The sequence below is a fragment of the Chryseobacterium hagamense genome (assembly GCF_007991455.1).
GTDB classification, from domain to species: domain Bacteria; phylum Bacteroidota; class Bacteroidia; order Flavobacteriales; family Weeksellaceae; genus Chryseobacterium; species Chryseobacterium hagamense.
Genome location: NZ_BJYJ01000013.1, coordinates 108,552 through 133,008 on the forward strand (window position 1 = coordinate 108,552; position 24,457 = coordinate 133,008).

The window sequence follows — 24,457 nt, forward strand, 5'->3', positions numbered from 1 at the left end:
CTTAAAACTTGTAATATTCTTTATAATAATTGAGGTAATCCTGCTTTCTGAAGATCTTGGATCTGGACTCCACCTGCTGGATGTTCTTGATCAGTTTATCATAATCTTCATTTACATTGTAATAAAAATCATCCGTGTACAGTTTACTGAAGCGTCTTGCACCTCCGTAATACGGTTTTCCGTCAATGATGGTTTTATCCAGTGCCAAAAGTAAGGAATCTTTCTTCAGGTTGTATCCGTAGTACTGATCATTAATATAATAATCCTGATGGGCGATATTGATTAGCCCCCGGACTTTATTTACTTCAAAAGCGGAATCGAAAAGCAGTTTTTTATTCCGGTCGAAAACTTTTATTGAATTTTTCCCTTTATCCAGATCTACGGGAACCGTCTGCCCGCCGGCAATCACCCCCTCGGACCCGTTGTTTATTTTATAATAAAAAGTATCAGGCGTAGGATTGTCTACCACATAATAGTTCTTTTTGGCCAAAAACAGGAAGTAGATCCCAAAGGCAACGATAAACGCCACAACTGCAATAAGTAAGCCTTTTAAGGACGGATTGTTTTTCATAGGATGGTAAAGTACAATTTCTGCAAATTTAATAATATTTTTAATTCTCTGTTATTAATATTAATTATTAACTTTGCATCTTTAAAAATCATTTAAACGAATGCCGAATACGATCATCATTGGTTCAGGATCTTATCTTCCCAGCAGAGTTATCGGGAGGGATTTTTTTCTGGATTCAGAGTTTTATACTGAAGACGGGGTAAAAATCGACAAACCAGCTGAAGAAACCATTGCAAAATTTGTAGAAATCACGGAAATTGAAAACAGGAGATTTATTGAGGACGACCTTTCCAACTCACAGATCGGCTATGAAGCTTCAAAACTGGCCATTGCAGATGCCGGCATCGATCAGGAAGAACTGGATTATATCATTTATGCCAGCAATTTCGGTGAAGTTACCGTAAACGGATACGCCGACTTTATGCCGACGATGGCCGCAAGGGTAAAAAATAAACTGGGCATCAGAAACAGGAAATGCGTTACTTACGATATGCTTTTCGGATGTCCGGGATGGGTGGAAGCCATGATTCTTGCCGACAACCTGATTAAAGCCGGAGTAGCCAGAACCATCCTGGTCATCGGGGCCGAAACCTTAAGCCGGGTAACCGATCCGTACGACCGGAACCGGATGATCTTTGCAGACGGAGCCGGAGCGGTAGTCGTAAAAGCCACCGATGAAGAAAATGTAGGGATCATTGCCCATAATACCATCTGTGATAACGGAATCGAGCTGGATTACCTGGCCAACGGACCGTCCATCAATAAAGAATCCGACCAGACCCGTCTGTTTGTAAGGATGCAGGGAAGAAAAATCTACGAGTACGCTCTGAAAAACGTTCCTGCGGCGATTAAAGAAACCATCGAGGACGCCGGGCTTTCCCTTGAAGACATCAACAAGATCCTGATCCACCAGGCCAATGCCAAAATGGATTATGCGATGATCGAAAGACTTCACAAGTTATACAACGTGAAAGATTACGACCACGCCATCTCCCCGATGACGATACAGGATTTCGGAAACTCATCCGTAGCCACAATTCCTACCATGTTCGATTTAATAATTAAAGGAAAAATGGAGGGTCAATCGTTTAAAGAAAAAGGTAACATTGTGATGACTTCGGTTGGTGCCGGAATGAACATCAATGCTATCGTTTACAGATTTCCTTAAAAATATTTACACTAAAATATAAAAAGCACAGGGAATTATTCTTTGTGCTTTTTTTAAACCTGATTATGCAGAGAAATTTTTTAATTATTGCAGCGCTCTTCCTCCTGTTGGAGGTCTATATTTACCAGGCTATAAGAACTTTAACCGATAATTCCTGGATCAAAATCGGATATGCGGCCGTTTCATTAGCCATCTACGGATTCTTTGCCTACGAAATGGCGCATTTCAGCAAAGGGGAAAGAAGCATGGTGCGCGCACAGATCATGATCTCCGTCTTTTTGGTTTTTATCCTTCCTAAAATTTTCATTGTCCTGTTTTTACTGATCGATGACCTCTTCAGGACCGGAAGCTACCTGATCGGAATGACGCGTTCTTCCGAAAACTTCTTCCCTGAAAGAAGAAAGTTTTTAAGCCTGATGGGACTTGGGCTGGGCGGTGTTCTTTCCGCGCTTTTTATCGACGGCATTACCTTCGGGAAATACCGGCATAAAGTGAGAAGGGTCAGAATCAATTTTGCCAATCTGCCGAAAAGCTTTAAAGGCTACAAAATCGTCCAGATTTCAGACGTGCACAGCGGAAGCTTCTCTGATCCGGGTAAACTGGAACATGCCATCCACCTGATCAACGAACAGAATCCTGATCTTGTCCTGTTTACCGGAGACATGGTGAACAATGTGGCGGATGAATTCAGGCCTTTTATCCCATTGTTTTCAAAGATCAAAGCGAAAGACGGGAAACTTGCCGTGTTGGGAAACCACGATTATGCAGATTATGTGACCTGGGATTCCCCGGACGCCAAAAAGAAAAACCTGGAAACGCTGATCAGTTATGAAAGGCAGGCCGGATTCGATATGCTCCGAAACGAACACCGCGTGATCGAGAAAAACGGCGAGCAAATATACATCCTCGGCGTTGAAAACTGGGGACTGAAACCTTTTCCGCAATTCGGAAGACTGGATGATGCTTTAAAAGGCGTGCCGGAATCGGCGGTTAAAATCCTGATGAGCCATGACCCTACCCATTTTGATTATGTCGTGAAAAAACACCCTGCGAACGTTCACCTGACACTTTCCGGACATACGCATGGGATGCAATTCGGCCTGGATCTGAAAAATGTAAAATGGTCGCCGGTGCAGTATAAGTACCCGAAATGGGCAGACCTGTATGAAAGCGAAGGAAAAATGCTGTACGTGAACAGAGGCTTCGGCGTTCTCGGCTATCCCGGAAGAGTGGGTGTCCTGCCGGAAATTACGCTGTTCGAACTAGCTTAACTGATAAATGCGGTTCGTTCAGAGATACTGCTTACTGAATATTTCAATAAGAGCTTCTGAATCAACCGCATCTTTTTCAAATCCTGTCAAAACTTCCCGGACCTTGGGATATTCATCAATAAACTCAAGATTTTCAATTTCTTCCAGATTAAAACCTTTCATGATCTTTCTGAAACAGGTTTCGCTCACGCCCCAGTATTTCAGATATTTACTTTCGTCGACAAATATTTCAATGAGATTTTCATCATCTTGATAAATCAATCCGAAACTGATGAAAGCATCCTGCGTTATTTCTTTTTTATACTGACTGATAAATTCCAACACCTCTTCTTTTCCTCCGTAATTGCCATAATTAAGATCAGAATCAATGTGGCCGAATAATACAGCTGCCACATCAGGTAATGTTTCCGATAAGGCTACAGCCAGATTCCAAAGGTTTGAGTTATCAATATTGATTTCAGAATAGAAATTAAAACCGATCGACTTATTTTCGGGACTATTTTCATTTGATTGAAAGGTATATCCCTGAACAATATTAGCAGATTGGCTTTCTGTCCATCTTTTTAAAACTTCAGGATTATTGGGAATTTCCTCCCGGTCTGCTAATCTTATCGTTTGAGGTAATTCTAAAGTAGGTTTCATTTTTAAAAAATATAATCTTTCATTCTTGCCGTAGCCATTTCATTATCGTTGATCCAGCAGAGAAGCTTGTCGAGTTTGTCTTCGATTTTTTTTCCTGAATTCCACTTCCGGTAAAAAGGAACATCGAACCGGTATTTGCTGAAGTCGGTGAACTGCCAGGAACTGAGATAGATCAAAACGAAGTCATCTTTCTTCAGCGTTTCAAAGACCATATTCTTGTAATACTTCATCGGTACTACCTGAAATACGAAATCATTATACGGCAGCTGACTGTACGGAGAAATGCTTTCAGGGACAATGCTCAGTCCGTTTTCCTCAACGATTTCGGTATCTCTTTTGAGACGTTTGAAGGGAAAAAGAATATCGGCATGATCGATGTTTGAAACATAGCCGAAGCCCAGCATCTTCAGTTCTTCGTGCGGAAGTTTGTGATCCTTCTGGCGGATTCCTTTAATCTGTTTTTCCAATACATCCTCGATCCATTTTTTAGTTTCCTCAATTTTCTGAAGGCTGGAATCCGTATGGTAAAAAGCAATTTCATGCCCTTTGGATGAAATTGCTTTTATGAGATGCGGCAGTTTTTCTGCAATCGAAACTTCAATAAAAAAACTGGCTTTTACATCATGGATATCCAAAATTCTGAGAATGGCCCTGGAATTGTTTTCTGTAACTGCAAGTCTTTCTTCAACTGTTATTGAGGCCCCTTTTTTAGCCTCAGCTTCTACATCCACAATGTTGAAAGTAAACAATACCATTTCAATTAAATTTTAGATAAATTTTATACTGATTTAGAAACCAGATGTTAAAGCACCTTTCATTTAAAGTAAAATTAAGCTTTCCCTAATTTCGCTTTAAGATTTTTAATCATGTCTCCGGTCATTTCACTGATCCCGAACTTATAATTCAGGCCCCAGTCTTTTTTCGCTACGGAATCATCAATGGACGCCGGCCATGAATCGGCAATCGCCTGTCTGAAATCCGGTTTGTAATCAATTTCAAATTCCGGAATTTCTTTCCTGATTTCTTCTGCAAGCTGTTTTGGAGTGAAAGACATGCCACCTAAATTGTAAGACGAATGGACAGTCAGGTTTTCTTTCGGTGCGTCCATTAACTGTAACGTGGCATCAATGGCATCATCCATATACAGCATCGGCATTCCGGTGTTTTCAGAAATAAAGCTGGTATATTTGCCTTCTTCGATCGCTTCATAGAAAATTTCCACGGCATAGTCGGTGGTTCCGCCTCCGGCCGGCGTCTTCCATGAAATCAGTCCCGGATAACGGATACTTCTTACATCTACTCCATGCTTATCAAAATAATACTCGCACCATTTCTCCCCTGCCATTTTAGAGATCCCGTAAACAGTGGTAGGATTAAGCACGACATCCTGGCCTACATGCTCCTTTGGGATCCCCTTTCCGAATACCGCGATGGAACTTGGCCAGAAAATCTTTTGGATCAGCCCTTCTTTAGCCATTTCACAAAAATGAAGCAGAGGTTCAAGATTCAGTTTCCAGGCAAAAACCGGCTGCTTTTCTGAGGTACCGGACAACAATGAAGCCAGGTGATAGACCGTAGTAATTTCATAATCTTTTACAATCTGCCGTACCAGCTGGGTATTGGTAACATCCATTCTTTCGTAATGGCCGGCAGCGGTAATTCCCTTCTGCCATCGGTCCAGCCCTGAAGCAACTACATTGTCTGCTCCGTGGATTTCAACGAGTCGGTTGGTAAGCTCGGTGCCAATCTGTCCTAAAGCACCTGTAATCAATATTCTTTCCGTGTGGGATTCCATTTTAATTATATTAAGTTGATCGAAAACAAAAATAGATATTTTAAGCCCTATCTTAAAACAAAATTGTAATTTAGGTTACAAAATCTGCAAATGAAAAAGATCGTCTTTTCGCTTATTCTGTTTACCTGCACATTATCAGCACAATATACAGACATCAGCATTGTAAAGGAAATTAAGGTAAAAAACAAAGGCGTCGTCGTTTCGGCGCATCCCCTGGCCAGTGACGCCGGTGCAAAAATCCTGAAATCCGGAGGCAATGCTTACGATGCGATTGTCGCTACGCAGTGTGCTTTGGCGGTGGTCTATCCCCAAGCCGGAAATATCGGCGGCGGCGGATTTTTGGTCGGTGTAAAAAACAACGGTGAAACATTCACCATTGATTACCGGGAAACGGCTCCGCGCAAAGCCGCGCATGATATGTATGTAGACAAAAACGGAAAAGCCGATACGGATCTTTCCCAGAACGGCAGACTGGCTGTAGGGGTTCCCGGAAGTGTTGCCGGGTTCTTTGCTACTTTAAAGTACGGAAAACTTCCGATGAGTCAGCTGATTCAGCCCGCGATCGACCTTGCTGAAAAAGGATTTGCCGTTACCGAACAGGAGGCCGGTCTCCTGAATGCTCATAAAGAAACTTTTCGTAAGTATAATCAGGCTTCCAACGCTTTTGTTAAAGAGACCCCATGGAAAGCAGGTGATATCCTGGTCCAGAAGGAGTTGGCTGCTACGTTAAGATTGATTCAGAAAGATGGTTTAAAAGGCTTTTACGAAGGAAAAACGGCCGCATCCCTGACCGCTGAAATGAAAAGAGGCAACGGCATCATTACTCCGGAGGACCTGAAAAGCTATAAGGTTGCTGAACGGAAGGCGCTTGAGTTCGATTATAAAGGCAGCCGTATCGTTTCGATGCCCCTTCCTTCCAGCGGCGGGATCCTTCTCGCCCAGATGCTGAAAATGGCAGGTTATGAAAATCTGGAAAATTACCAGCAGAATACAGCTACAGCCGTACAGATTATGGTGGAAGCCGAAAGAAGGGCTTTTGCCGACCGGGCAGAATATATGGGCGACCCGGATTTTATAAAGGATAAAACCCAATATTTAATCTCCGACGAATATCTGAGAAACCGGTGGAAAAGCTTCAGCTTTGCCAGAGCTACTCCCAGTTCTGAAGTCGGGAAAATAATGACCCAGCCGAAAGAATCTACGGAAACCACTCATATTTCCGTGATTGACAGGGAAGGGAACGCCGCAGCGGTAACCACTACCCTGAATGGTTTGTACGGGAGCAAAGTGGTGGTTTCCGGCGCCGGTTTTTTCCTGAACAATGAAATGGATGATTTCTCCATAAAGCCCGGCGTTCCCAATATGTTCGGGGCAGTGGGCGGCGAAGCCAATTCCATTCAGCCGAATAAACGGATGCTGTCGTCCATGACGCCAACCATCGTCCTTAAAAACGGAAAACCGTATATGGTGGTCGGAACCCCCGGCGGAACAACTATTCCTACTTCTGTGTATCAGTCTATTGTGGATGTGATTGATTTTAAACTGAATGCCAACACTTCCGTTAATTCCCCGAAATTCCATCACCAGTGGCTTCCGGAAAGCGTTGCTTTTGAAAAGAATTTCCCCGAAGCTACGATTTCTGAACTGGAAAAACTGGGTTACAAAGCCGAACGATGGAACCAGATCGGCAGAACGGAAATGATCCTGATCGATGATACCGGAAACATCCATGCCGTAGCAGACGGCCGCGGTGATGATTCGGTAGCGGTGGAATAACTGCTGCTGATCTTATCTCCGGCAAATGTTATGTAATTTTATTAAATTCAGCTTCCGTAGTAAAATCAATAATTTTTGAACTTTTAATCATGAGAGGGGGGACAGATAAAGTGGTTTTAATTTCTTCTTGCTGAGATTATACCTTGTTACAGGCTCAAATATTTCATGCCTTTTATCATAAGTCCCGTAAATTTTCTTATTTTTCGGGATTAAATTCAGATTCATTGAAAGCAAAAAAGTTTTATCAGCAGCTCTATTTTCAGGTAATTGCGGCCATTGTGGCCGGTATCCTTCTCGGCAGGTTTTATCCTGAACTGGGCGAAAAGATGAAACCGCTGGGCGACGGATTCATCAAACTGGTAAAAATGATTATTGCACCGGTCATCTTCATTACCCTTACGCTGGGTATTGCCCACATGACCGACCTTAAAAAAGTAGGCCGGATCGCGGTAAAAGCCATGATCTACTTTATCACGTTTTCTACGCTGGCACTGGTCATCGGATTAATCGTGGGGAATCTCCTGCAGCCGGGCCACGGTTTAAATATAGACCCTTCCACCCTCTCGGGCGATGTTTCGCAATACCAGAAAAAAGCGCACGACTCTACCCTGACAGGTTTTATCATGAATATTATTCCGGAAACGCTCTTCAGCCCGCTGGTCGGGGAAAATATCTTGCAGGTGCTGCTGGTTGCTATTTTAACAGGAGTTGCTCTTGTACTGACTCAGGAAAAAAGCCGTAAAGTGACGGAGTTCCTTCAGGATCTTTCCGCTCCGGTATTTAAAATCGTTCACCTGCTGATGAAGCTGGCACCCATCGGAGCTTTCGGGGCTATGGCCTTTACCATCGGGAAATACGGACTCCACTCTGTTATAAACCTGATCTTTTTAGTCGGCACCTTTTATATCACCTCTGCCCTTTTCGTGGTTCTGGTGCTTGGCGCAGTTGCGTGGTACAACGGTTTCAGCATCTTCAAGCTGATGTATTATCTGAAAGAGGAATTGCTGCTGGTGCTGGGAACCAGCTCTTCGGAATCAGCTCTGCCGGGGATGATGGAAAAGCTGGAAAAGGCAGGGTGCTCAAGAGCCATCGTCGGATTGGTAGTTCCCACCGGTTATTCTTTCAACCTGGACGGTACCAACATCTACATGACCCTGGCTTCTCTATTCATAGCCCAGGCCCTGAATATACATCTTCCGATTGAGAAACAGATCATCTTGCTTCTGGTAGCGATGCTGAGTTCCAAAGGAGCAGCAGGCGTTACGGGTGCCGGATTCGTTACTTTAGCCGCCACTTTAGCGGTTGTTCCCGAAATTCCGATCGCCGGAATGACGCTGATCCTGGGGATCGATAAGTTCATGAGTGAATGCCGTGCCCTGACAAACGTCATCGGTAATTCCGTAGCCACGGTAGTTGTCGCAAACTGGGAAAAACAACTCGATAAAGAACAGCTGCAGTATTGCCTTGACCATCCGGGAGAAGTGGAAAAAAAATTGGATGTCTAATTATTTAATGTGTACTTAATAGGCTGGAATAGGGTGCCGGATGCCGGAAAACAAGATATTAAATATATAACTCAATATTTTACATTCTCTCTGTTATTCCCGCAGGGAATCTCAATATAGTATCAGCGAATGGTAAATAAGACTTTAATGACTATTGGATGGAAAAAATTTGCATTTGGATTCCTATGGGATAATCAGACCATTATAAAACTCCACATATCAAAATTCTATGCTGCAGAAGAAATTTATATCAATATATTCAGGCTCGCGGGCTGCACTTTTACATGAATCGGAGACTTTATTTTGTTGAACTCTCCATCCAGGTGCCAGTTTTTCGTATTGACCCTGAACCCGATGTCCGACACAGGCAGATAAGTAATGTAATCGTCTTCCTTCAGTTTTTTGGTAAACATCCTGAAAGCAAAGAGAGGGGAATAACTTAGCGGAAACTTTTTCACCAGAACCATATCCACCAGCCCGTCGCTTTTGCTGGCATGCGGCGCAATATACGCGTTGTTGCCGAATTGCCGAGTATTGGCAATATTGACCATCAAATATTTTCCGTTGTACTGCTTATACCCTTCATCAAAGAATTTCAGCTTGATCGGTTTGTAGCTGAAAAAAGTCCGGAGTGAAACTTTAATATAGTTTTTGAATCCCCGGGTGGTTTTTTCAAATTCTTTAACTACTTTCCCATCGAATCCTGTGCCTGAAACATTGATGGAAAGCCGGCCGTTCACCGTGAAGGTATCGATTTTCCTAGATTTTCCTGCATCGATTTTCTTAAGCAATTCATCCAGGTTTTTGCTGAACTGTGTTTCGTTGGAAAAACCGTTTCCCGAACCTGCCGGAAAAATGGCAAGGATCTTTTCGGTACCGATCAGGTTTTTTGCCACCGTGGAAATGGTTCCGTCTCCCCCGATTGCGACAAACAGATCAACGGTCTCAAAATGATTCCGGATAAATTCATCGGTTCCTGCAATAGAATCCGAAATAAAATAAAGAGGATCTTTCACCTTCGATTTCAGTTCATTGAGAAAGGGCGTATAATTTTTTTTCGCCGAAAAAGGATTGATGATGAAAGCAGTTTTTTCCATTGGTGCAAAAATAAAAAATGCTTCCTGATCCGGAAGCATTAATATTAGTTAATTTTCATTCTTTTCGCAAATTCAGGATTTAAAGTTCCTTTCAGGTTGGCCCATGAAACGGGAATTGTAATGTCGCCTGCCGCAAAAGCGGTAATTTCATAAGGGCTGTAATGGAAATAAAGATTTTTTTCGTCAAAATAAAAATTTCCCGTGGCCGGAATCTTATCCACCAGCAGCATTTCTGAATTGTTTACCTGCCCGGTATTGTCGGTTGTCCCGCTGTTGATCTTGTTGATGTTTTTCATCAGCAATGCCTCAAGCTGGCCGGCAGGCATCGAAGTAATGTCTTTAAGTTCTACTTTCTTATTATTTTCCAGGTCGAAAACCCTTTCCGAAAACCCGTAATTGTCATGGGCGCCGCCGGAATAAGATCCCCAGATGTACTCAACATGCAGATATCCGTTCATGTTGGATTTAACCTTCATTCCTGTATCGAAATACCATTCCTGGGCAAACGTAAGATCGGAACCCCATTCTTTGGCATCTTTCCGGATCTGGTTGAAATATTCGTTTTTGCTTTTCTGGAGATAGTTTCTCAGACCGTTTTTCGAAAAATCGCCGATGTTTTTCTCAGTAAAATAGATACTGTCAAGTAACGTTTTATTTTTAAGGGTAGGAAAAACCAGCATCCTGGATGAATATTTTACCGTAAGGGAGTCGTTGATTTTGATGGAATCGTCGATTTTTACCGAATCTACAGTAAATCTTTCCTTTTCCGGAGCAGCGGCAGCGGTGTTATTGTTTTCCGTTTTCTTACAGGCTGATACGGCCAGTAAGGAAGAAACAGCCAGAACGGCCATGGTGTTTTTCATATTCTTAATTTTCCTTCTAACATGCAAAAACCATTCAAAAAATGAATGGTTTTGTATTTATTTTGGAATTTAACGGCTTCAGGATTTTTTTATCAGACTGATGACCTGGTTTTCCTGTTTGGACGCCACCCCCCAGATCTGCTTAAAGGCAGGATAGTATTCTTTGGGATAATTCGGGCTCAGTATTTTGGTAGTGGAAATCACTTCAATTGTATTTCCTTTCTGCTCTGCGATGTAGCTGTACTCGATTTCCTTATCATCCGTAACGATTTTTTTATTCTTCGGCATTTCCTCAACAACATATCCTTCAGGAATTTCAAATACAATTTTTTTCACTTTGGTAAAAGGAGAGATAAAATCGATCAGATACTTCCGCGCTTCCGTCTGATCAAATTCATTTGAATTTTTATTCAGAAACAGCATCGGATTAATGATCATTTTTTTCCCGATCCGGTCAATTAAATTCTCGGAAGAAAACTTCATGGTGCTTTCAAAGTCGCCGTTTTCCAACACTTTGGATTCAATATCTGTAAAATCGATAGCGAAATTTTCCTTGTACTGCTTCTTATATTTTTCCGCATTATCATCATAACTCTCTTTGGCAAACATGGCATAAGTGCCGGTATCCTTATCTGAGTAGGTCCCTGAAATGCTTCTGTCGGCATTGATTTTAGCCTCTACCGTAAGATAGGTATAGCTGGTTTTCGCATTTACCATAGAGAGCTGCTGAACTTTATCTTTTGAAATCAGGATCCCGAACTGATTCCAGTCCCTCGGCGGCAGGAGATCCATCGAAGATTGCTTTGAGGTAGCGTCATAAAGGTGAAACCCATCCTTGGTCTGGATTGCCGCAATGACAAAGTTCATGTTGGAAACATTGGGCGATGCGATATTGATAAGACCATGGCTGACGGTTGAAATGGTAAGCGGATCTGCTTTAATTCCCGCTTCACGGAGCAGCATTACCAGGAAAAGATTGATTTCCGCCGCATTGCCGGTTTTGGTTTCAAGCATTTTCCGGATCCCGTCTTCTGCATAAAGCCCTTGATCTTTGTTCCAGGTAAAGGTATTTTTAACGTAGGTAAAAATGGCATTGGCCCGTTCGGTTTCATTGGAAATCCCCGAGATTCCCGCCGGCATGTTTTCTTTCGCTAATTTCGTTTTTTTCAGCTCACCGCCGAAGTCTTCATTATCATACAGCCTCTCCTTGATCTGCTCCCAGGAAGAAGAGTAAAGCTTCAGCTCCCTGAAATTGGTAGAATGCAGTTCGGCACTGATTTTCGTCCTGTAATTCCGGTCGTTGCTTACGAATTTTTCAGTTTTGAAACCTTTTACATTTTCATATCCGAAGCGGTAGGTACGGTAATTTGTTCCGTACATTGTCCTTTCTTCTACTTCCCTGAACTTCGGATTCAGAAATCCGGTGTAATTGACGTTATAGGAAATATTGGAAGGGCTGTCCAGTACGTATTCCGTATAAAGCGAAGGGGTATCGGTCTCGATCATAATTTCAGGAACGATAAAAAGAAATGGCGAGGTAACTTCGTACTGATACTCAATCACGGAGCCGTTTTTCACGTTCGGAAAGGCAAATTTGGTAATGGCAACGTACTTGCTTTCCTTGCTTTTATACTTTGAGCTTTTGTCGACTTTTGTCGTAACGGAAACTCCGTTTTCAAGGTTATAGGTAAATGCTTTTATTTTGGAAAGGGTTTCCTGTTCGCTCCCGTTCTGATATAAGGGAATTTCAAGATTCAGCCAGTCTTCCGCTTTGTCTTTGTCATAGATTTTAACCCGGTAAAAAGCCTGCTTGATAAGATTTCCGGTGTTGTTGTCGATACTGAAATGCAGGGACTTATATAAAATTTCCGCCGGGGCGTTTTCATCCAATGCAGATCTTTGTCTGGATAAATCCGCTTCGCTGAATTTGGGATATTCAAGAAATGCATGTTTTTGCGCATCCACCAACACAAAGTTGATGGAGCAGACAGCAATTAGAAATAATTTTCTCATGTTAAATTTTAGAAATTAAAATTTTTGAATTGTCAATGTTAATTGTTTTTTTTCTGAAACTGACGTAATCATTGTATTTCTCCTTCGGGTACAGGCCTTTGTTGATTCTGATGGTCCGGTTCACTTTCAGTTCGTCCCCGTTTTTCACAAAGCTGAGCTTATAGGTCCCGAATTCCGAATTTAATGTTACATTTTCAGGCACTTCCTCGATTTTATAGTTTTTGGGAACGGCAAAGCTGATCTCATACTCATCTTCAAAAGACTGTCTCAGCTCAAACGGCAATGCCCTTTTTTCATCCGCTTTATAGATATTATCGGAATAAATCGGTACCGCCCTGAAGATGATGCTGCTTCCCGCATTCTTGGAATAATTGTTTGCTTTAAAATCAAGATCGAATCTGGCAACGGCGTTGTCTTTATCATTCAGAAAATTCTTAAGCTCGATTTTTTCGAAATTCAGGACGTCGAGAAGATTCTTTACTGCTTCATTACGGTCTTTGGATGACATCGTAGCCAAAGCCAGATTGTTATCGTACTGGATTCCCGTATAGGCAAAGCTTCCTTCACCGGAAATGCTGTTGTCTTCGTTCAGTTTTATTTTCAGAAGCTGCTTCTCCCTGCTCTGGTCGGCCGTATATACAGGAGTATCGATCAGCTCAATCCCGTTTTTACGGATGGAAAGCACATTCCGGTCGGTCGTATTGTAGCTTAAATGATTGAATGCCACCTGCTGTGAAGTATTTTCGAGCCAGATGTTTCCTTTTTCCGTCGGCACCATCAGGATGACATGATTCCCGCCCATTTTAGGAAAATCCTTATCAAAGGAAACCGGGGAAGAACTGGAATTGATCACTGAATAATACGACGTGATACCGGCTTCATCCAGCAGGGTCTTCATGTAATTGGTCAGGCCTTTGCAATCGCCATAGCCTTTTTTCTGCACTTCATCCGGAAGCATCGGCTGCCATCCTCCGATTCCCAGCGCAACAAAGATATACCGCGTTTTGGCCTGCATGTACTGGTAAAGCTTTTTTACTTTCTCCTCCGTTGTTCCCCGGAGATCCAGTGCAGCCACTTCGGCTTTGATGGCAGGGGTTGATAATGAAACCGGCTGCAAGATGCTGTTGTAATACCATGAACCGAAATCACTCCAATTGCTGATGCTCCCCTGCTTGCCTTCCAGATTGAATTTCGTGAGGGCAAAGCTTACTTTTGGTAAAATTTTTATTGGCTGGGGCGATAGAAAAGCGTTTTCGATGGCCGGAACATTTTTATAGGTATATAATTTTTCACCCGCACTGTCGCTTTCGGAAACCGATGTGTAATTGTATGCAGACGGATAAATTTTTGTTTTAAGCTCGATTCCCGATTTATTGATGATTTTCAACTGTGCTTCCTCCAGGGATATATTGTTGGATCTGAACGGAATAAAATCAGGCATAAAGACCGTATTACGGTCACTCATCTGATAGGAAAACTCGACGGTGTAAGGATATTGGGTCGGTGTATAAGACAAAGCCATTACCCGGTTGTCCGAATAGAAAGTACCCTGGTTGTTGTTGGCAAAATCCCCGAAGTCCGATTTGGAAAAGGATTTGATCTTCTTACCGGATTCATCGTAAATCGTAACCCTGATATCCGAAATGCTGTTTCCCTTATCGTAAGGAATAAAAGCCAGGGCCTTGTCATCTCCATCTTTGGTAAGCACGGTGGTTACCGTATAAAACTGGTACCTGATATCATCTATTTTATTGATCTGCACCGTGGTGAAATCTTTCCGGACAACAGCGTCCGCATTTTTCTTCAGATTCTCAGGAATAGCAGAAACGGGAAAGTTCTGGGTGTGGTAGAAAGAAGCGATAGAAAGGGCTCCGATACAAAGGATTTTCATCATGGTTATTAAAAATTACGGCAAAAATAAGAAAATCCGGTAAGGGATGAAATACTTTTTTAGGGTATTGCCGATAATTTATATCTGATATAAAAAAAGACTTCATTGCTGAAGTCTTTATAGTTAATTCTTAATTAAACTGATAACCTGATTCTCACTTTCGTTCATAATTTTCCATATTTGCTTAAAGAATGCATAATACTCTTTCGGATAATTTTGACTTAAAACGTCAACTTTTGAACTGACTAAAATCTTATTATTTAAAATTTCTATCTTATAAGTATAAGAAATTTCTTTATCATCTGTAACAATCTTCTTTGGTTTCGGAAAATCTATTACTTTATACCCATCTGGAATAGTTAGTTCAACTTTCTTTTCTTTTGTAAAAGCAGAAATAAAATCTATTTGGTTTTTTCTTTCTTCTTTCTGATCAAAACTTTCATTACCGGTGTTTAGAAATAATATAGGGTTTAAAATTATCTTATCACCTACAAGGTCCATCAAATTACTACTAGAAAATTTCATCTTAGATTCAAAATCTCCATCAGGCAATAATTTCGATTCAACATCCTTAATATTAATTGTGAAATCAGTTTTGAAAACCTGATTATATTTATCATGGTTATCATCAAAATTATCGTAAGCTTCTATAGCATAGAGACCACTTTCTCTTTTATTCAAACTTCCTTTTATTTCTGAGTTTTGCAAATCTATATCTGCTTGTACAAACAATTCTTTTTTACTAATGTTCGTGTTTGAAAATGAAAGATCTGTGGCTTTACCATCTTCAAGCAAAATACCGAAATCATTCCAATCTCTTTCTGGCAGCATATTCACTTTAGAGGCAAAAGAAGTGGCATCATAAACATACAGCTGGTTGTTTATTTTTACAGATGCTAAAACTACGTTCAAGTTACTCGGATTTGGTGATAAGATATTTAGAATACCGTTATTCACCGTAGAAATTAATAATGGATTCGCTTCTAAACCTGAATTCTTTAAAACAGCGATCAGTAAAAGGTTTATGTCCGCCGCATTTCCGGACTTTAATTTGAGCATTTGCTTTAAATTTTGGCTTGCAATAATCCCATCTTTCTTATTCCATTTATAATTATGTTTAATAAAGTCAAAAATTTTATTTGCTCTTAACAAAGGATCATAAAAGGTTTTAATATCTTGCGGTAACAAATCTTTAACCGCATTACTTTTTAGATATCCTCCAAAATCATCATTATTATAAAGTCTCTCAGCAACTTTATTCCAGTTTTCCGCCATACTGTATGAAAAATATTTGGTAGAGTATTTTGTTAATTCCGGTTTAATTCTCGCTCTGTATCTATTATCATCCTTTAGAAATAACTCATTGGGAAGAGATGTTACATTTTCATAGCCGAATCTATAAACTTCAAAACCTTCATTCAAATGGTTGGTAACTCCCTGAAAATTATATTTCGGCTTCATAACTTTGCCAGTGCTGTTAAAAGCATAATTCATTGAACTTCCATATTCAAAATTATATTCCTGATATACAACAGGAATATTGTATTGGAGATAATAGGTCAGATTAAATATATTATTGGTTTCCAATTTATAATTATACTCAAATACTGAACCGTCTAATATATTGGGAATTGCCAATTTATAGATCTTTATTCCTTTTACTAGATTTTCCTTTAATTGATCTTTTTTAGTAATAATATTTTTTTCAATCTTTCCATTTAAAAAATTATACACCGTAAGTTGAAAGTCAGTGAGACTTTCATTGTCGCTTACAGGAATTTCAATATTCAACCAATCTTCCGACCTTTTTTTATCATAGATTTTGATTTTGGAAAAGAATTTTTTAGTCACCTGATACCATCCTGATGGTGCAACATTATAGCTAATACTATTATAAAGAATCTCTGCAGGCGCATTTTTCTCAATTTGAGAGTTTGTTTTTTTCAAATCAGCTTCATCAAATTTAGGATAATCAAGAAACTTATGTTCTTGCGAAAAAATAAAATTTGATATGAAAACTGAAAACAGTAATAATCTTTTTATCATATGTTGTTTTAAGCTTTTTTAGACATTAAAATTTTAGAATTATCTGAATTTAAAATTCTCTTTTTGAAATTGATAAAATCGCTAAATTTTTCTTTAGGATATACTCCCTTATTCATCTTGATCATCCGTTTTACAATAAGTTTATTTTCATGCTTTTCAAAAGCTATATTGTAAGAACCGAATTCACAATCAATATTTATGCTCTTCGGGATTTCTTCTATGAAGTAACCCTGCGGAAGCTCATAAATAATTTCAGATTCATCCTTATAAGCGAGTTTACTTTCGAAAGGCAAATCCCGGATAGAATCTTCAAAATGGGTACTCTCTTTATAAATGGGTACTGCCCTGAAAACATAGCCATTACCTATTGATTTTGAGTAATTTAAAGCTTTAAAATTCAGATCGAAAGTTATTGCAGCAGAATTCTTATTATTATTAAAATCTTTCACTTCAATATTTTCAAAATCCAATGTAGAATATACTTTTTTCAATAATTCCGTTTTATCTTTTTCAGGAATTAATAAATGCATTAAATTATAATCATACTGAGCACCGTGATAGATAAAGTTTCCTTTTCCGGTAATTGATCTATCTGAATTTAATTGGACATATAATGTCTGTTTTTCGTTATTATCTTCAGCTGTAGAACTTGGAGTCTGTATAATATCGATTCCATCAGATTTTACCATCAGTACATTTCTATCGGTCGTGTTAAAACTCAAATGGTTAAAAGCAATTTGTTGCGAGGTATTTTCCAACCAGATATTTTCTTTATCTGTCGGTACTGTCAAGATAACATGGTTACCTGCCATTTTTGGAAAATCTTTGTCAAAACTTACTTCAGAGGAATTGGAATTAATAATACAATAAAAGGATTTGATTCCGGCTTCATCCAAAAGTGTCTTCATGTAATTTGTGAGCCCTTTGCAGTCTCCATATCCTTTTTTCTGCACCTCATCCGGAAACATGGGTTGCCATCCTCCAATGCCTAATGCGACAAAAATATATCTCGTTTTATTCTGCATATACTGATAGATCGTTTTTACTTTCTCCTCCGTAGTCCCGGATAGATTTAAAGAAGCAATTTCAGCTTTAATCTGTGGCGTGGAAACCGAAACAGGTGTGAGTAAATTTTGGTAATACCAGGTTCCGAAGTCTTTCCACGATGCTATACTACCCTGCTTTCCCTTAAGATTGAATCTGTCAAGGGAAAAACTTACTTTAGGAAGAACTTTTTGCGGAGCCGGAACCAACTGTCCATTATCTATCGCCGGAACATTCTTGTAGGAGTAAGCTCTGTTTTCTCCATTTGATGTAATAGCAACAGATGTATAATTAAATGGTGACTCATAAACTTTTGATCGGAGGTTGATTCCGGACTTATTAATGATATTAAAATTACTTTCTTCCAAAGAAATATTATATTCGTAAAATGGAATGAAATCCGGGATAAACACAGTATTTTCATCATTTAATTCATAACTAAATTCTACAGTATAAGGAAAACTTGATGCTGTGAAAGGAAGAATAAGCATTCTGTTATCTGAATAAAAAGTTCCCTGAGGATTTGCAGCAATATCGGTAAAATCACTCTTGGAATAACTTTTTATTTTGTTGCCTTTTTCATCGTAAACAATTACCTTAACGTTGGATATACTATTTCCTTTTTCGTAAGCAATGCGCGGCAGAGAATATGGGATTGCATCTTTGTTAAGAACGGTAATAACAGATAATTTTTTATAGGTAATATCGTTGATCTTATTGATTTCAACAGTATTATTTTCTTTTCTGATAATTACACTGGCATTTTTCTTCAGATTCTCAGGAATAGCAGAAACGGGAAAGTTCTGGGTGTGGTAGAAAGAAGCTATAGAAAGGGCTCCGATACAAAGGATTTTCATCATGGTTATTAAAAATTACAGCAAAAATAAGAAAATCCGGTAAGGGATGAAATACTTTTTTAAGGTATTGCCGATAATTTATATCTGACATAAAAAAAGACTTCATTGCTGAAGTCTTTTTTTATGTATATCCATTACAATTACGCATCGATTTTAGCGTACTTGGCATTTTTCTCGATAAATTCCCTTCTTGGCGGAACCTCATCACCCATCAGCATGGAGAAAACGTTATCGGCTTCCACGGCGTTATCGATGGTTACCTGCTTCAGGATCCGGTGTTCCGGGTTTAGGGTCGTTTCCCAAAGCTGCTCAGGATTCATTTCTCCAAGACCTTTGTAACGCTGAACTTCCACTCCTTTGCCGTCCGGAGACATTTCCAGGGTGAATTCTTCACGCTCTTTTTCATTGTAGGCATACTGTTTTTTGTTTCCGCGCTTCAACAGATATAAAGGCGGCTGAGCAATATAAATGTATCCGTTTTCAATCAGTTCCTTCATATATCTGAAGAAGAACGTCAGGATCAGGGTTGAAATATGGGAACCGTCGATATCGGCATCGGTCATGATAACGATCTTATGATACCTTAGTTTGGCCATATTCAATGCTTTGCTGTCTTCTTCCGTTCCTACGGAAACCCCCAAAGCGGTGTAAATATTTTTAATCTCTTCGTTGTCGTATACTTTATGAAGCATGGATTTCTCAACGTTCAGGATTTTACCTCTCAGCGGAAGGATAGCCTGGAAGAACCGGTCGCGGCCCTGTTTTGCCGTCCCCCCTGCGGAATCTCCCTCTACCAGGAAGATTTCAGACTCAGCAGGATCCTTTGAAGAACAGTCTGAAAGTTTACCCGGCAGTCCGGAACCTCCCATCGGCGATTTCCGCTGCACCATTTCACGGGCTTTTTTCGCGGCCTGTCTGGCTTTTGCTGCCAGAACCACTTTCTGTACAATAATCTTGGCTTCGTTAGGGTTTTCTTCCAGGAAGTTCGTCAGCATTTCCCCTACGATTTTATCTACCGCACCGGAAACTTCGGAGTTCCCCAATTTTGTTTTCGTTTGCCCTTCAAACTGAGGTTCCATCACTTTTACGGAGATGACAGCCGTTAATCCTTCACGGAAATCATCCCCTGTAATTTCAACTTTTTCTTTGGCCGGAAGCCCTAATTCATCGGCATATTTCTTCAAAGTCCTTGTCAGAGCACGTCTGAAACCGGCCAGGTGGGTTCCTCCTTCATGGGTATTAATGTTGTTCACGTAAGAGTGCAGATTTTCAGTGAATGACGTGTTATAACGCATGGCTACTTCCACCGGAATGTCGTCCCTCTCCCCTTCCATGAAGATCACATTTTCCATGATGGACTCACGGTTTCCGTCGATATAGGCAACAAATTCCTTCAATCCTCCTTCGGAATGGAAGACTTCCGTTCTGAAAGATCCGTCTTCCAGTTTTTCCCTTTCGTCGGTCAGGGTAATGGTAATGCCTTTATTTAAATATGAAAGTTCTCTTAAACGGCTGGCCAGGGTATCGTAGTTGTACACAAGCTCGGTGAAGATGGTATCATCCGGCTGGAAAAACTGTTTGGTTCCCCTGCTGTCACTGTGCCCGATTTCTTCAACCTCGGTCTGTGCTTTTCCTTTGGAATAGATCTGCTGATATATGTTTCCGTCCCTGTAAACGGTAGTCACCATCTGGTTGGAGAGTGCGTTCACACACGACACCCCGACTCCGTGAAGACCTCCGGAAACTTTATAGGAATCTTTATCGAATTTACCTCCGGCTCCGATCTTGGTCATTACCACTTCAAGCGCGGATTTTTGTTCTTTTTCGTGGAAGTCTACGGGGATCCCTCTACCGTTATCGGTAACCTCGACTCCGTTCCCTTCCTTAATGCTGACGAAAATGGTGTCGCAGTATCCTGCCAACGCCTCGTCTATAGAGTTATCTACTACTTCATAAACCAAATGATGGAGACCTCTTACTCCCACATCACCAATGTACATTGAAGGACGCATACGTACGTGTTCCATTCCTTCCAATGCCTGAATACTACTCGCTGTATATTGTTTCTGACTCATATAAATATTAAAAAATTCTGCTGCATGCAGAGACCTACAAATATCGTGATTTTTTTCGAGTTATGAAAGTTAAAATATATCAAAAAACTCAGCCTTTTTCAGTAGGAAAAAGGGGTCATTCCATTTAAAAGATACCAAAGTTAAAACCTATTTCTCAAAGGATTGCTGTCGTAAATCATACGGCGCCTTTCTAATTTATGCGTACCTTTAATTACCCAAAAAATTGAATTCATGGACGACTTTCTTGCAGCCCGTGCCCAGATGGCAATGTCGCTGGGATTTCACATCATTTTTTCCTGTGTCGGTATGGTGATGCCCTTCCTGATGGCTTTTGCCCACTGGAAATATCTCAAAACAAAAGATGAAGTCTATAAAGGCTTAACGAAAGCCTGGAGCAAAGGAGTAGCGATCCTTTTTGCCACGGGGGCCGTTTCCGGCACCATGCTGTCTTTCGAGCTTGGGCTTCTCTGGCCGCAGTTTATGAAACATGCCGGACCGATTTTCGGAATGCCGTTTTCCCTTGAAGGGACGGCCTTCTTCATCGAAGCCATTGCCATTGGTTTTTTCCTTTACGGATGGGACCGTTTCAACAAATGGTTCCACTGGTTCTGTGGGTTTCTGGTCGGTTTAAGCGGGCTCGCTTCAGGAATCCTCGTTGTTGCGGCCAATGCCTGGATGAATTCACCTGCCGGATTTGATTATATCAATGGGGAATATTTAAATATCGATCCGATTAAAGCCATGTTTAATGATGCATGGTTTTCACAGGCCCTGCACATGACGGTTGCGGCTTTCTGTGCCACCGGGTTTGCCGTGGCAGGGGTCCATGCTTTCCTTATTTTAAGAAAGAAGAATATTGAATTCCATACAAAAGCTTTTAAAATTGCTGCAGGTTTTGCCCTCATCGGTGCCTTCGGAGCACCTTTGACCGGTGATACGGCCGCGAAATCGGTAGCTGAACGGCAGCCCATCAAGCTGGCAGCTATGGAAGCGCATTTCGAAACGGAAAAAGGGGCAGCGTTTGTTATCGGCGGTATTCCTGACGAAAAAAAAGAAGAAATAAAATATGCCATTAAAATCCCGAAGCTCCTGAGCTTCCTCGTAAGCAGCGATTTCAGCAGTGAAGTGAAAGGCCTGAAAGATTTCCCGAGAGACGAATGGCCGCCGGTAGCGGTAGTGCATTACGCCTTTCAGACCATGATCTTTTTCGGAGTTATCATGATCATCATCGGATCCGTTTATCTGTTTGCCGCCTTTTTCAAAAAAGAATGGCTTACCAAAAGATGGCTGCTGAAAACATTTTTAATCGCTACCCCTTTCGGATATATCGCCCTGGAAGCAGGATGGACGGTAACCGAAGTCGGACGGCAGCCATGGATCATTTACGGGATCATGCGTACTGCTGATGCCGTAACGCCGATGCCGGGTATCCAGTATTCGTTTTATTTCTTTACAGCGGTTTTCGCTTCTCTTTCTGTTCTGATGGCCTTCCTGCTGAGCCGCCAGATCAGGATGGTTCCGAAATTATATGATCCTACCGATCCTCAGTTCAACCCTAAAAACAAAGCATCATGATTTACGTAGTTATAGGTTTTCTCTGGCTGTCCATCTGCCTGTACGTTATTCTGGGCGGTGCCGATTTCGGTGCGGGAATCGTGGAGCTGATGACCAGGAAGAAGAACCGCCCCAAAACACAGGTGATCATGTACGAATCCATTGCGCCGGTATGGGAAGCCAACCACATGTGGCTGATTATTGCGGTTGTTATTTTATTCGTCGGCTTTCCTGAAGTCTACACTACTCTTTCCACTTACCTTCACATTCCGCTGGTTCTGATGCTGGTGGGGATTATCGCGCGGGGAACCTCTTTTACCTTCCGTCACTACGATGCCGTGAAAGACGAGTGGCAGAAAGTATACACCCAGATCTTTTATTTTTCAAGTCTACTGACTCCGTTTTTCCTTGGACTGATTGCCGCCGCCACAATTTCGCGGTCCATTCATCCTGAAGCCGGCAGTTTTGCCGATCTTTATATTTTCAGCTGGCTCAACTGGTTCGGCATTGCCGTCGGATTGTTTACGATATCGATCTGTGCTTACCTCGCATCCGTCTTTGCGTTAAGGGAAGCCTGCGACCGTATCGAGCTGAAACTAATGATCAAGAAATCAAAGCAGACCATGGTTTTTGTTGTCATTACCGGAATCCTGGTTTTTGTAACGGCTTCAATTTCAGGAATTCCTCTGGTAATGTGGGTATTTTCAAAACCCCTGGGTATTATGGCTACTACTTTCGCAACCATCTGCCTGTTTCTGATCCTGAGAGCCATGCATACCGGAAAACTGCTTTCCGTACGCGCCCTTGCCGGATTCCAGGTGATCATGATTCTGGTAGCAGCCACATACCAGCATAACCCAAACATCATTCTTTTCGGAAACGGCCAACACCTTTCCCTGCTGGAACATGTAGCCGCTCCAAAGACCATTACCGCTCTGGGATGGGCCCTGATGCTTGGCTCAACCTTCATTCTTCCTTTCCTCTTTTACCTGATGATTTCCTTCAGCAAACAGAGGAGAAAACTTAAGGAAACGGCAAAACCGGAAACACCGATCAAACCGTAAAAAGAATCTCCCGAGGATTACACGGATTTTTGACGGATCACAGGAAGGACTTCGCGTAACTTCAGCCACCGGTTTGTCATTGATTTTCAGAGTGTATAAAATTTCAACGTTCCATTGAGGACTTCAGTTGCAACATCAGACAACATGGAAGATCCATGACCTGATTCCCAGCAGAAATCGAAGATTCCATACAGTCAATAGCAAAGATACCGAGATATGGATCTGAAAGTTCAATACTTCATTTGTCATCCCCGCAGGGGATTTCAGCATAGTACCAGAGAGGTGCACCGAAGATCTACGTTTGAATTACTGCAGGCCATTAGTGATCCTGACGTAAAAAAACTTCCAGCATCAGCTTCCGTCTCCCAGCCTGTTCATCTCATTTGTACTTACTTTTTAAGCAGAACAATTTCAACCCGCCTGTTTTTACTGAAATCTTCTTCCGTACGTTCGGGATAAACCACAGGATTGAGGTGTCCCCGGCCGGTCGCTTTGATCCTGAAAGAATGAATTCCCTGCAGTTCCAGGTATTCTTTGATAGCGTTGGCTCTTGTAAAGGAAAGGTTGAAGGTTTTAAGGTCCAGATCCTGACCGTCAAAATTATCATAGTCGCAGCAGATGTGGCCCTGCAGCTCAACTTCAAGGGAAGGGTTGCTTTTTAAAAGACCGGCCAGCTGAGCCAGGACTTTATTTCCTTTGGGAAGCCAGATGTGGCGGCCTCCTGCAAAATTGACGTCCGGCAGCGAGAAAGTATCTTTCACTTTCATTTCAGAAATTTTTTTGCTGAAAAAACTTGCGTATGATTTTCCGGCCCTGATTTCTCCCGGGGCCATGATCCGGTCAATAAAAATATCTACCCTCCTGTTTTTCTTCCGCAGTTCTTCCGTACTGTTATCGTTGATCTGTTTTTCCTTTCCCAGACCCGTTACACTCTGGAGTTCAATGGGACCGCTGATCTTTTTCTGCAGATAAGCACCTACCGCACCGGCCCGCTTCTCCGATAGCTTCTTATTGTAATCCGGAGTTCCGGAAATATCACAGTTCCCATAGATCCTGAATTTCAGCCTGGTATTCAAATGGCTCAGGCTGTCGAGCTTCATCTGTGAAGCCCGGTTGAGTTCAGCACTGTTGTAATCGAAATAGACGGAAGTAAGCATCTGTGCCTTCGAAAATGTACAAAGGAAAATCAGTACGATAAGAATTTTCATCTTATTTGTTTTTTATT

18 protein-coding genes are annotated in these 24,457 nt (G+C 41.3%); 6 read left to right on the forward strand and 12 right to left on the reverse strand.

Going from position 1 to position 24,457, the window contains the following annotated elements:
• Position 1 precedes the first annotated feature (1 nt).
• Positions 2-571 (reverse strand): hypothetical protein, encoded by a 570-nt coding sequence (locus tag CHA01nite_RS12625; protein WP_146941882.1) that lies wholly within the window; start codon positions 569-571, stop codon positions 2-4.
• Positions 572-671: 100 nt separating this feature from the next.
• Between CHA01nite_RS12625 and CHA01nite_RS12630 the strand changes: the two genes are divergently transcribed.
• A complete protein-coding gene (locus CHA01nite_RS12630) occupies positions 672-1,739 on the forward strand; it encodes a 3-oxoacyl-ACP synthase III family protein (protein WP_146941884.1) in 1,068 nt (355 codons plus the stop codon).
• A 65-nt stretch (positions 1,740-1,804) separates the two neighbouring features.
• Positions 1,805-3,010: a metallophosphoesterase gene (locus CHA01nite_RS12635; RefSeq protein ID WP_146941886.1), complete on the forward strand. Its 1,206-nt coding sequence runs from the start codon at positions 1,805-1,807 to the stop codon at positions 3,008-3,010.
• An 18-nt stretch (positions 3,011-3,028) separates the two neighbouring features.
• Here the strand turns inward: CHA01nite_RS12635 and CHA01nite_RS12640 are convergent, their stop codons facing one another.
• From CHA01nite_RS12640 to CHA01nite_RS12650, 3 genes are all read right to left on the reverse strand, one after another.
• Positions 3,029-3,652: a hypothetical protein gene (locus tag CHA01nite_RS12640; RefSeq protein ID WP_146941888.1), complete on the reverse strand. Its 624-nt coding sequence runs from the start codon at positions 3,650-3,652 to the stop codon at positions 3,029-3,031.
• A gap of 2 nt (positions 3,653-3,654) precedes the next feature.
• Entirely contained in the window at positions 3,655-4,407 is a 753-nt protein-coding gene (locus CHA01nite_RS12645; protein WP_146941890.1) for a polysaccharide deacetylase family protein, read from the reverse strand.
• Positions 4,408-4,481: 74 nt separating this feature from the next.
• A complete protein-coding gene (locus CHA01nite_RS12650) occupies positions 4,482-5,447 on the reverse strand; it encodes an NAD-dependent epimerase/dehydratase family protein (protein ID WP_146941892.1) in 966 nt (321 codons plus the stop codon).
• 90 nt (positions 5,448-5,537) lie between these two features.
• Here CHA01nite_RS12650 and ggt point away from each other — a divergent pair, with 90 nt between their 5' ends.
• A complete protein-coding gene (gene ggt / locus CHA01nite_RS12655; protein ID WP_146941894.1) occupies positions 5,538-7,223 on the forward strand; it encodes a gamma-glutamyltransferase in 1,686 nt (561 codons plus the stop codon).
• Positions 7,224-7,447: 224 nt separating this feature from the next.
• Positions 7,448-8,728, forward strand: coding sequence for a dicarboxylate/amino acid:cation symporter (locus CHA01nite_RS12660; RefSeq protein WP_146941896.1), 1,281 nt, complete (start codon positions 7,448-7,450; stop codon positions 8,726-8,728).
• Positions 8,729-8,973: 245 nt separating this feature from the next.
• Here the strand turns inward: CHA01nite_RS12660 and CHA01nite_RS12665 are convergent, their stop codons facing one another.
• The 7 genes from CHA01nite_RS12665 to gyrB form a co-directional block, all read right to left on the reverse strand.
• Positions 8,974-9,825: a diacylglycerol/lipid kinase family protein gene (locus CHA01nite_RS12665; RefSeq protein WP_146941898.1), complete on the reverse strand. Its 852-nt coding sequence runs from the start codon at positions 9,823-9,825 to the stop codon at positions 8,974-8,976.
• A 44-nt stretch (positions 9,826-9,869) separates the two neighbouring features.
• A complete protein-coding gene (locus CHA01nite_RS12670) occupies positions 9,870-10,688 on the reverse strand; it encodes an RsiV family protein (protein WP_146941900.1) in 819 nt (272 codons plus the stop codon).
• A 78-nt stretch (positions 10,689-10,766) separates the two neighbouring features.
• Positions 10,767-12,701: a transglutaminase-like domain-containing protein gene (locus CHA01nite_RS12675; RefSeq protein ID WP_146941902.1), complete on the reverse strand. Its 1,935-nt coding sequence runs from the start codon at positions 12,699-12,701 to the stop codon at positions 10,767-10,769.
• A gap of 1 nt (position 12,702) precedes the next feature.
• Positions 12,703-14,595, reverse strand: a complete 1,893-nt coding sequence (locus CHA01nite_RS12680) for a DUF3858 domain-containing protein (RefSeq protein ID WP_146941904.1) — start codon at positions 14,593-14,595, stop codon at positions 12,703-12,705.
• Between the two features lie 120 nt (positions 14,596-14,715).
• Complete coding sequence (locus tag CHA01nite_RS12685) at positions 14,716-16,638, reverse strand: DUF3858 domain-containing protein (protein WP_146941906.1); 1,923 nt, start codon at positions 16,636-16,638, stop codon at positions 14,716-14,718.
• A gap of 8 nt (positions 16,639-16,646) precedes the next feature.
• Complete coding sequence (locus CHA01nite_RS12690; protein ID WP_146941908.1) at positions 16,647-18,542, reverse strand: DUF3858 domain-containing protein; 1,896 nt, start codon at positions 18,540-18,542, stop codon at positions 16,647-16,649.
• A gap of 137 nt (positions 18,543-18,679) precedes the next feature.
• Positions 18,680-20,614: a DNA topoisomerase (ATP-hydrolyzing) subunit B gene (gene gyrB / locus CHA01nite_RS12695; RefSeq protein WP_146941910.1), complete on the reverse strand. Its 1,935-nt coding sequence runs from the start codon at positions 20,612-20,614 to the stop codon at positions 18,680-18,682.
• Positions 20,615-20,845: 231 nt separating this feature from the next.
• Between gyrB and CHA01nite_RS12700 the strand changes: the two genes are divergently transcribed.
• Both CHA01nite_RS12700 and CHA01nite_RS12705 read left to right on the forward strand, forming a co-directional pair.
• The gene (locus CHA01nite_RS12700) at positions 20,846-22,189 is read left to right on the forward strand and encodes a cytochrome ubiquinol oxidase subunit I (RefSeq protein WP_146941912.1); all 1,344 of its coding nucleotides are present in this window, start codon (positions 20,846-20,848) and stop codon (positions 22,187-22,189) included.
• Entirely contained in the window at positions 22,186-23,232 is a 1,047-nt protein-coding gene (locus CHA01nite_RS12705; protein WP_146941914.1) for a cytochrome d ubiquinol oxidase subunit II, read from the forward strand. The genes CHA01nite_RS12700 and CHA01nite_RS12705 overlap by 4 nt, the downstream gene beginning before the upstream one ends.
• A gap of 389 nt (positions 23,233-23,621) precedes the next feature.
• On the opposite strand, the gene CHA01nite_RS12710 is transcribed toward CHA01nite_RS12705, so the two are convergent.
• Positions 23,622-24,440: an OmpA family protein gene (locus tag CHA01nite_RS12710; protein ID WP_146941916.1), complete on the reverse strand. Its 819-nt coding sequence runs from the start codon at positions 24,438-24,440 to the stop codon at positions 23,622-23,624.
• Positions 24,441-24,457 lie beyond the last annotated feature (17 nt).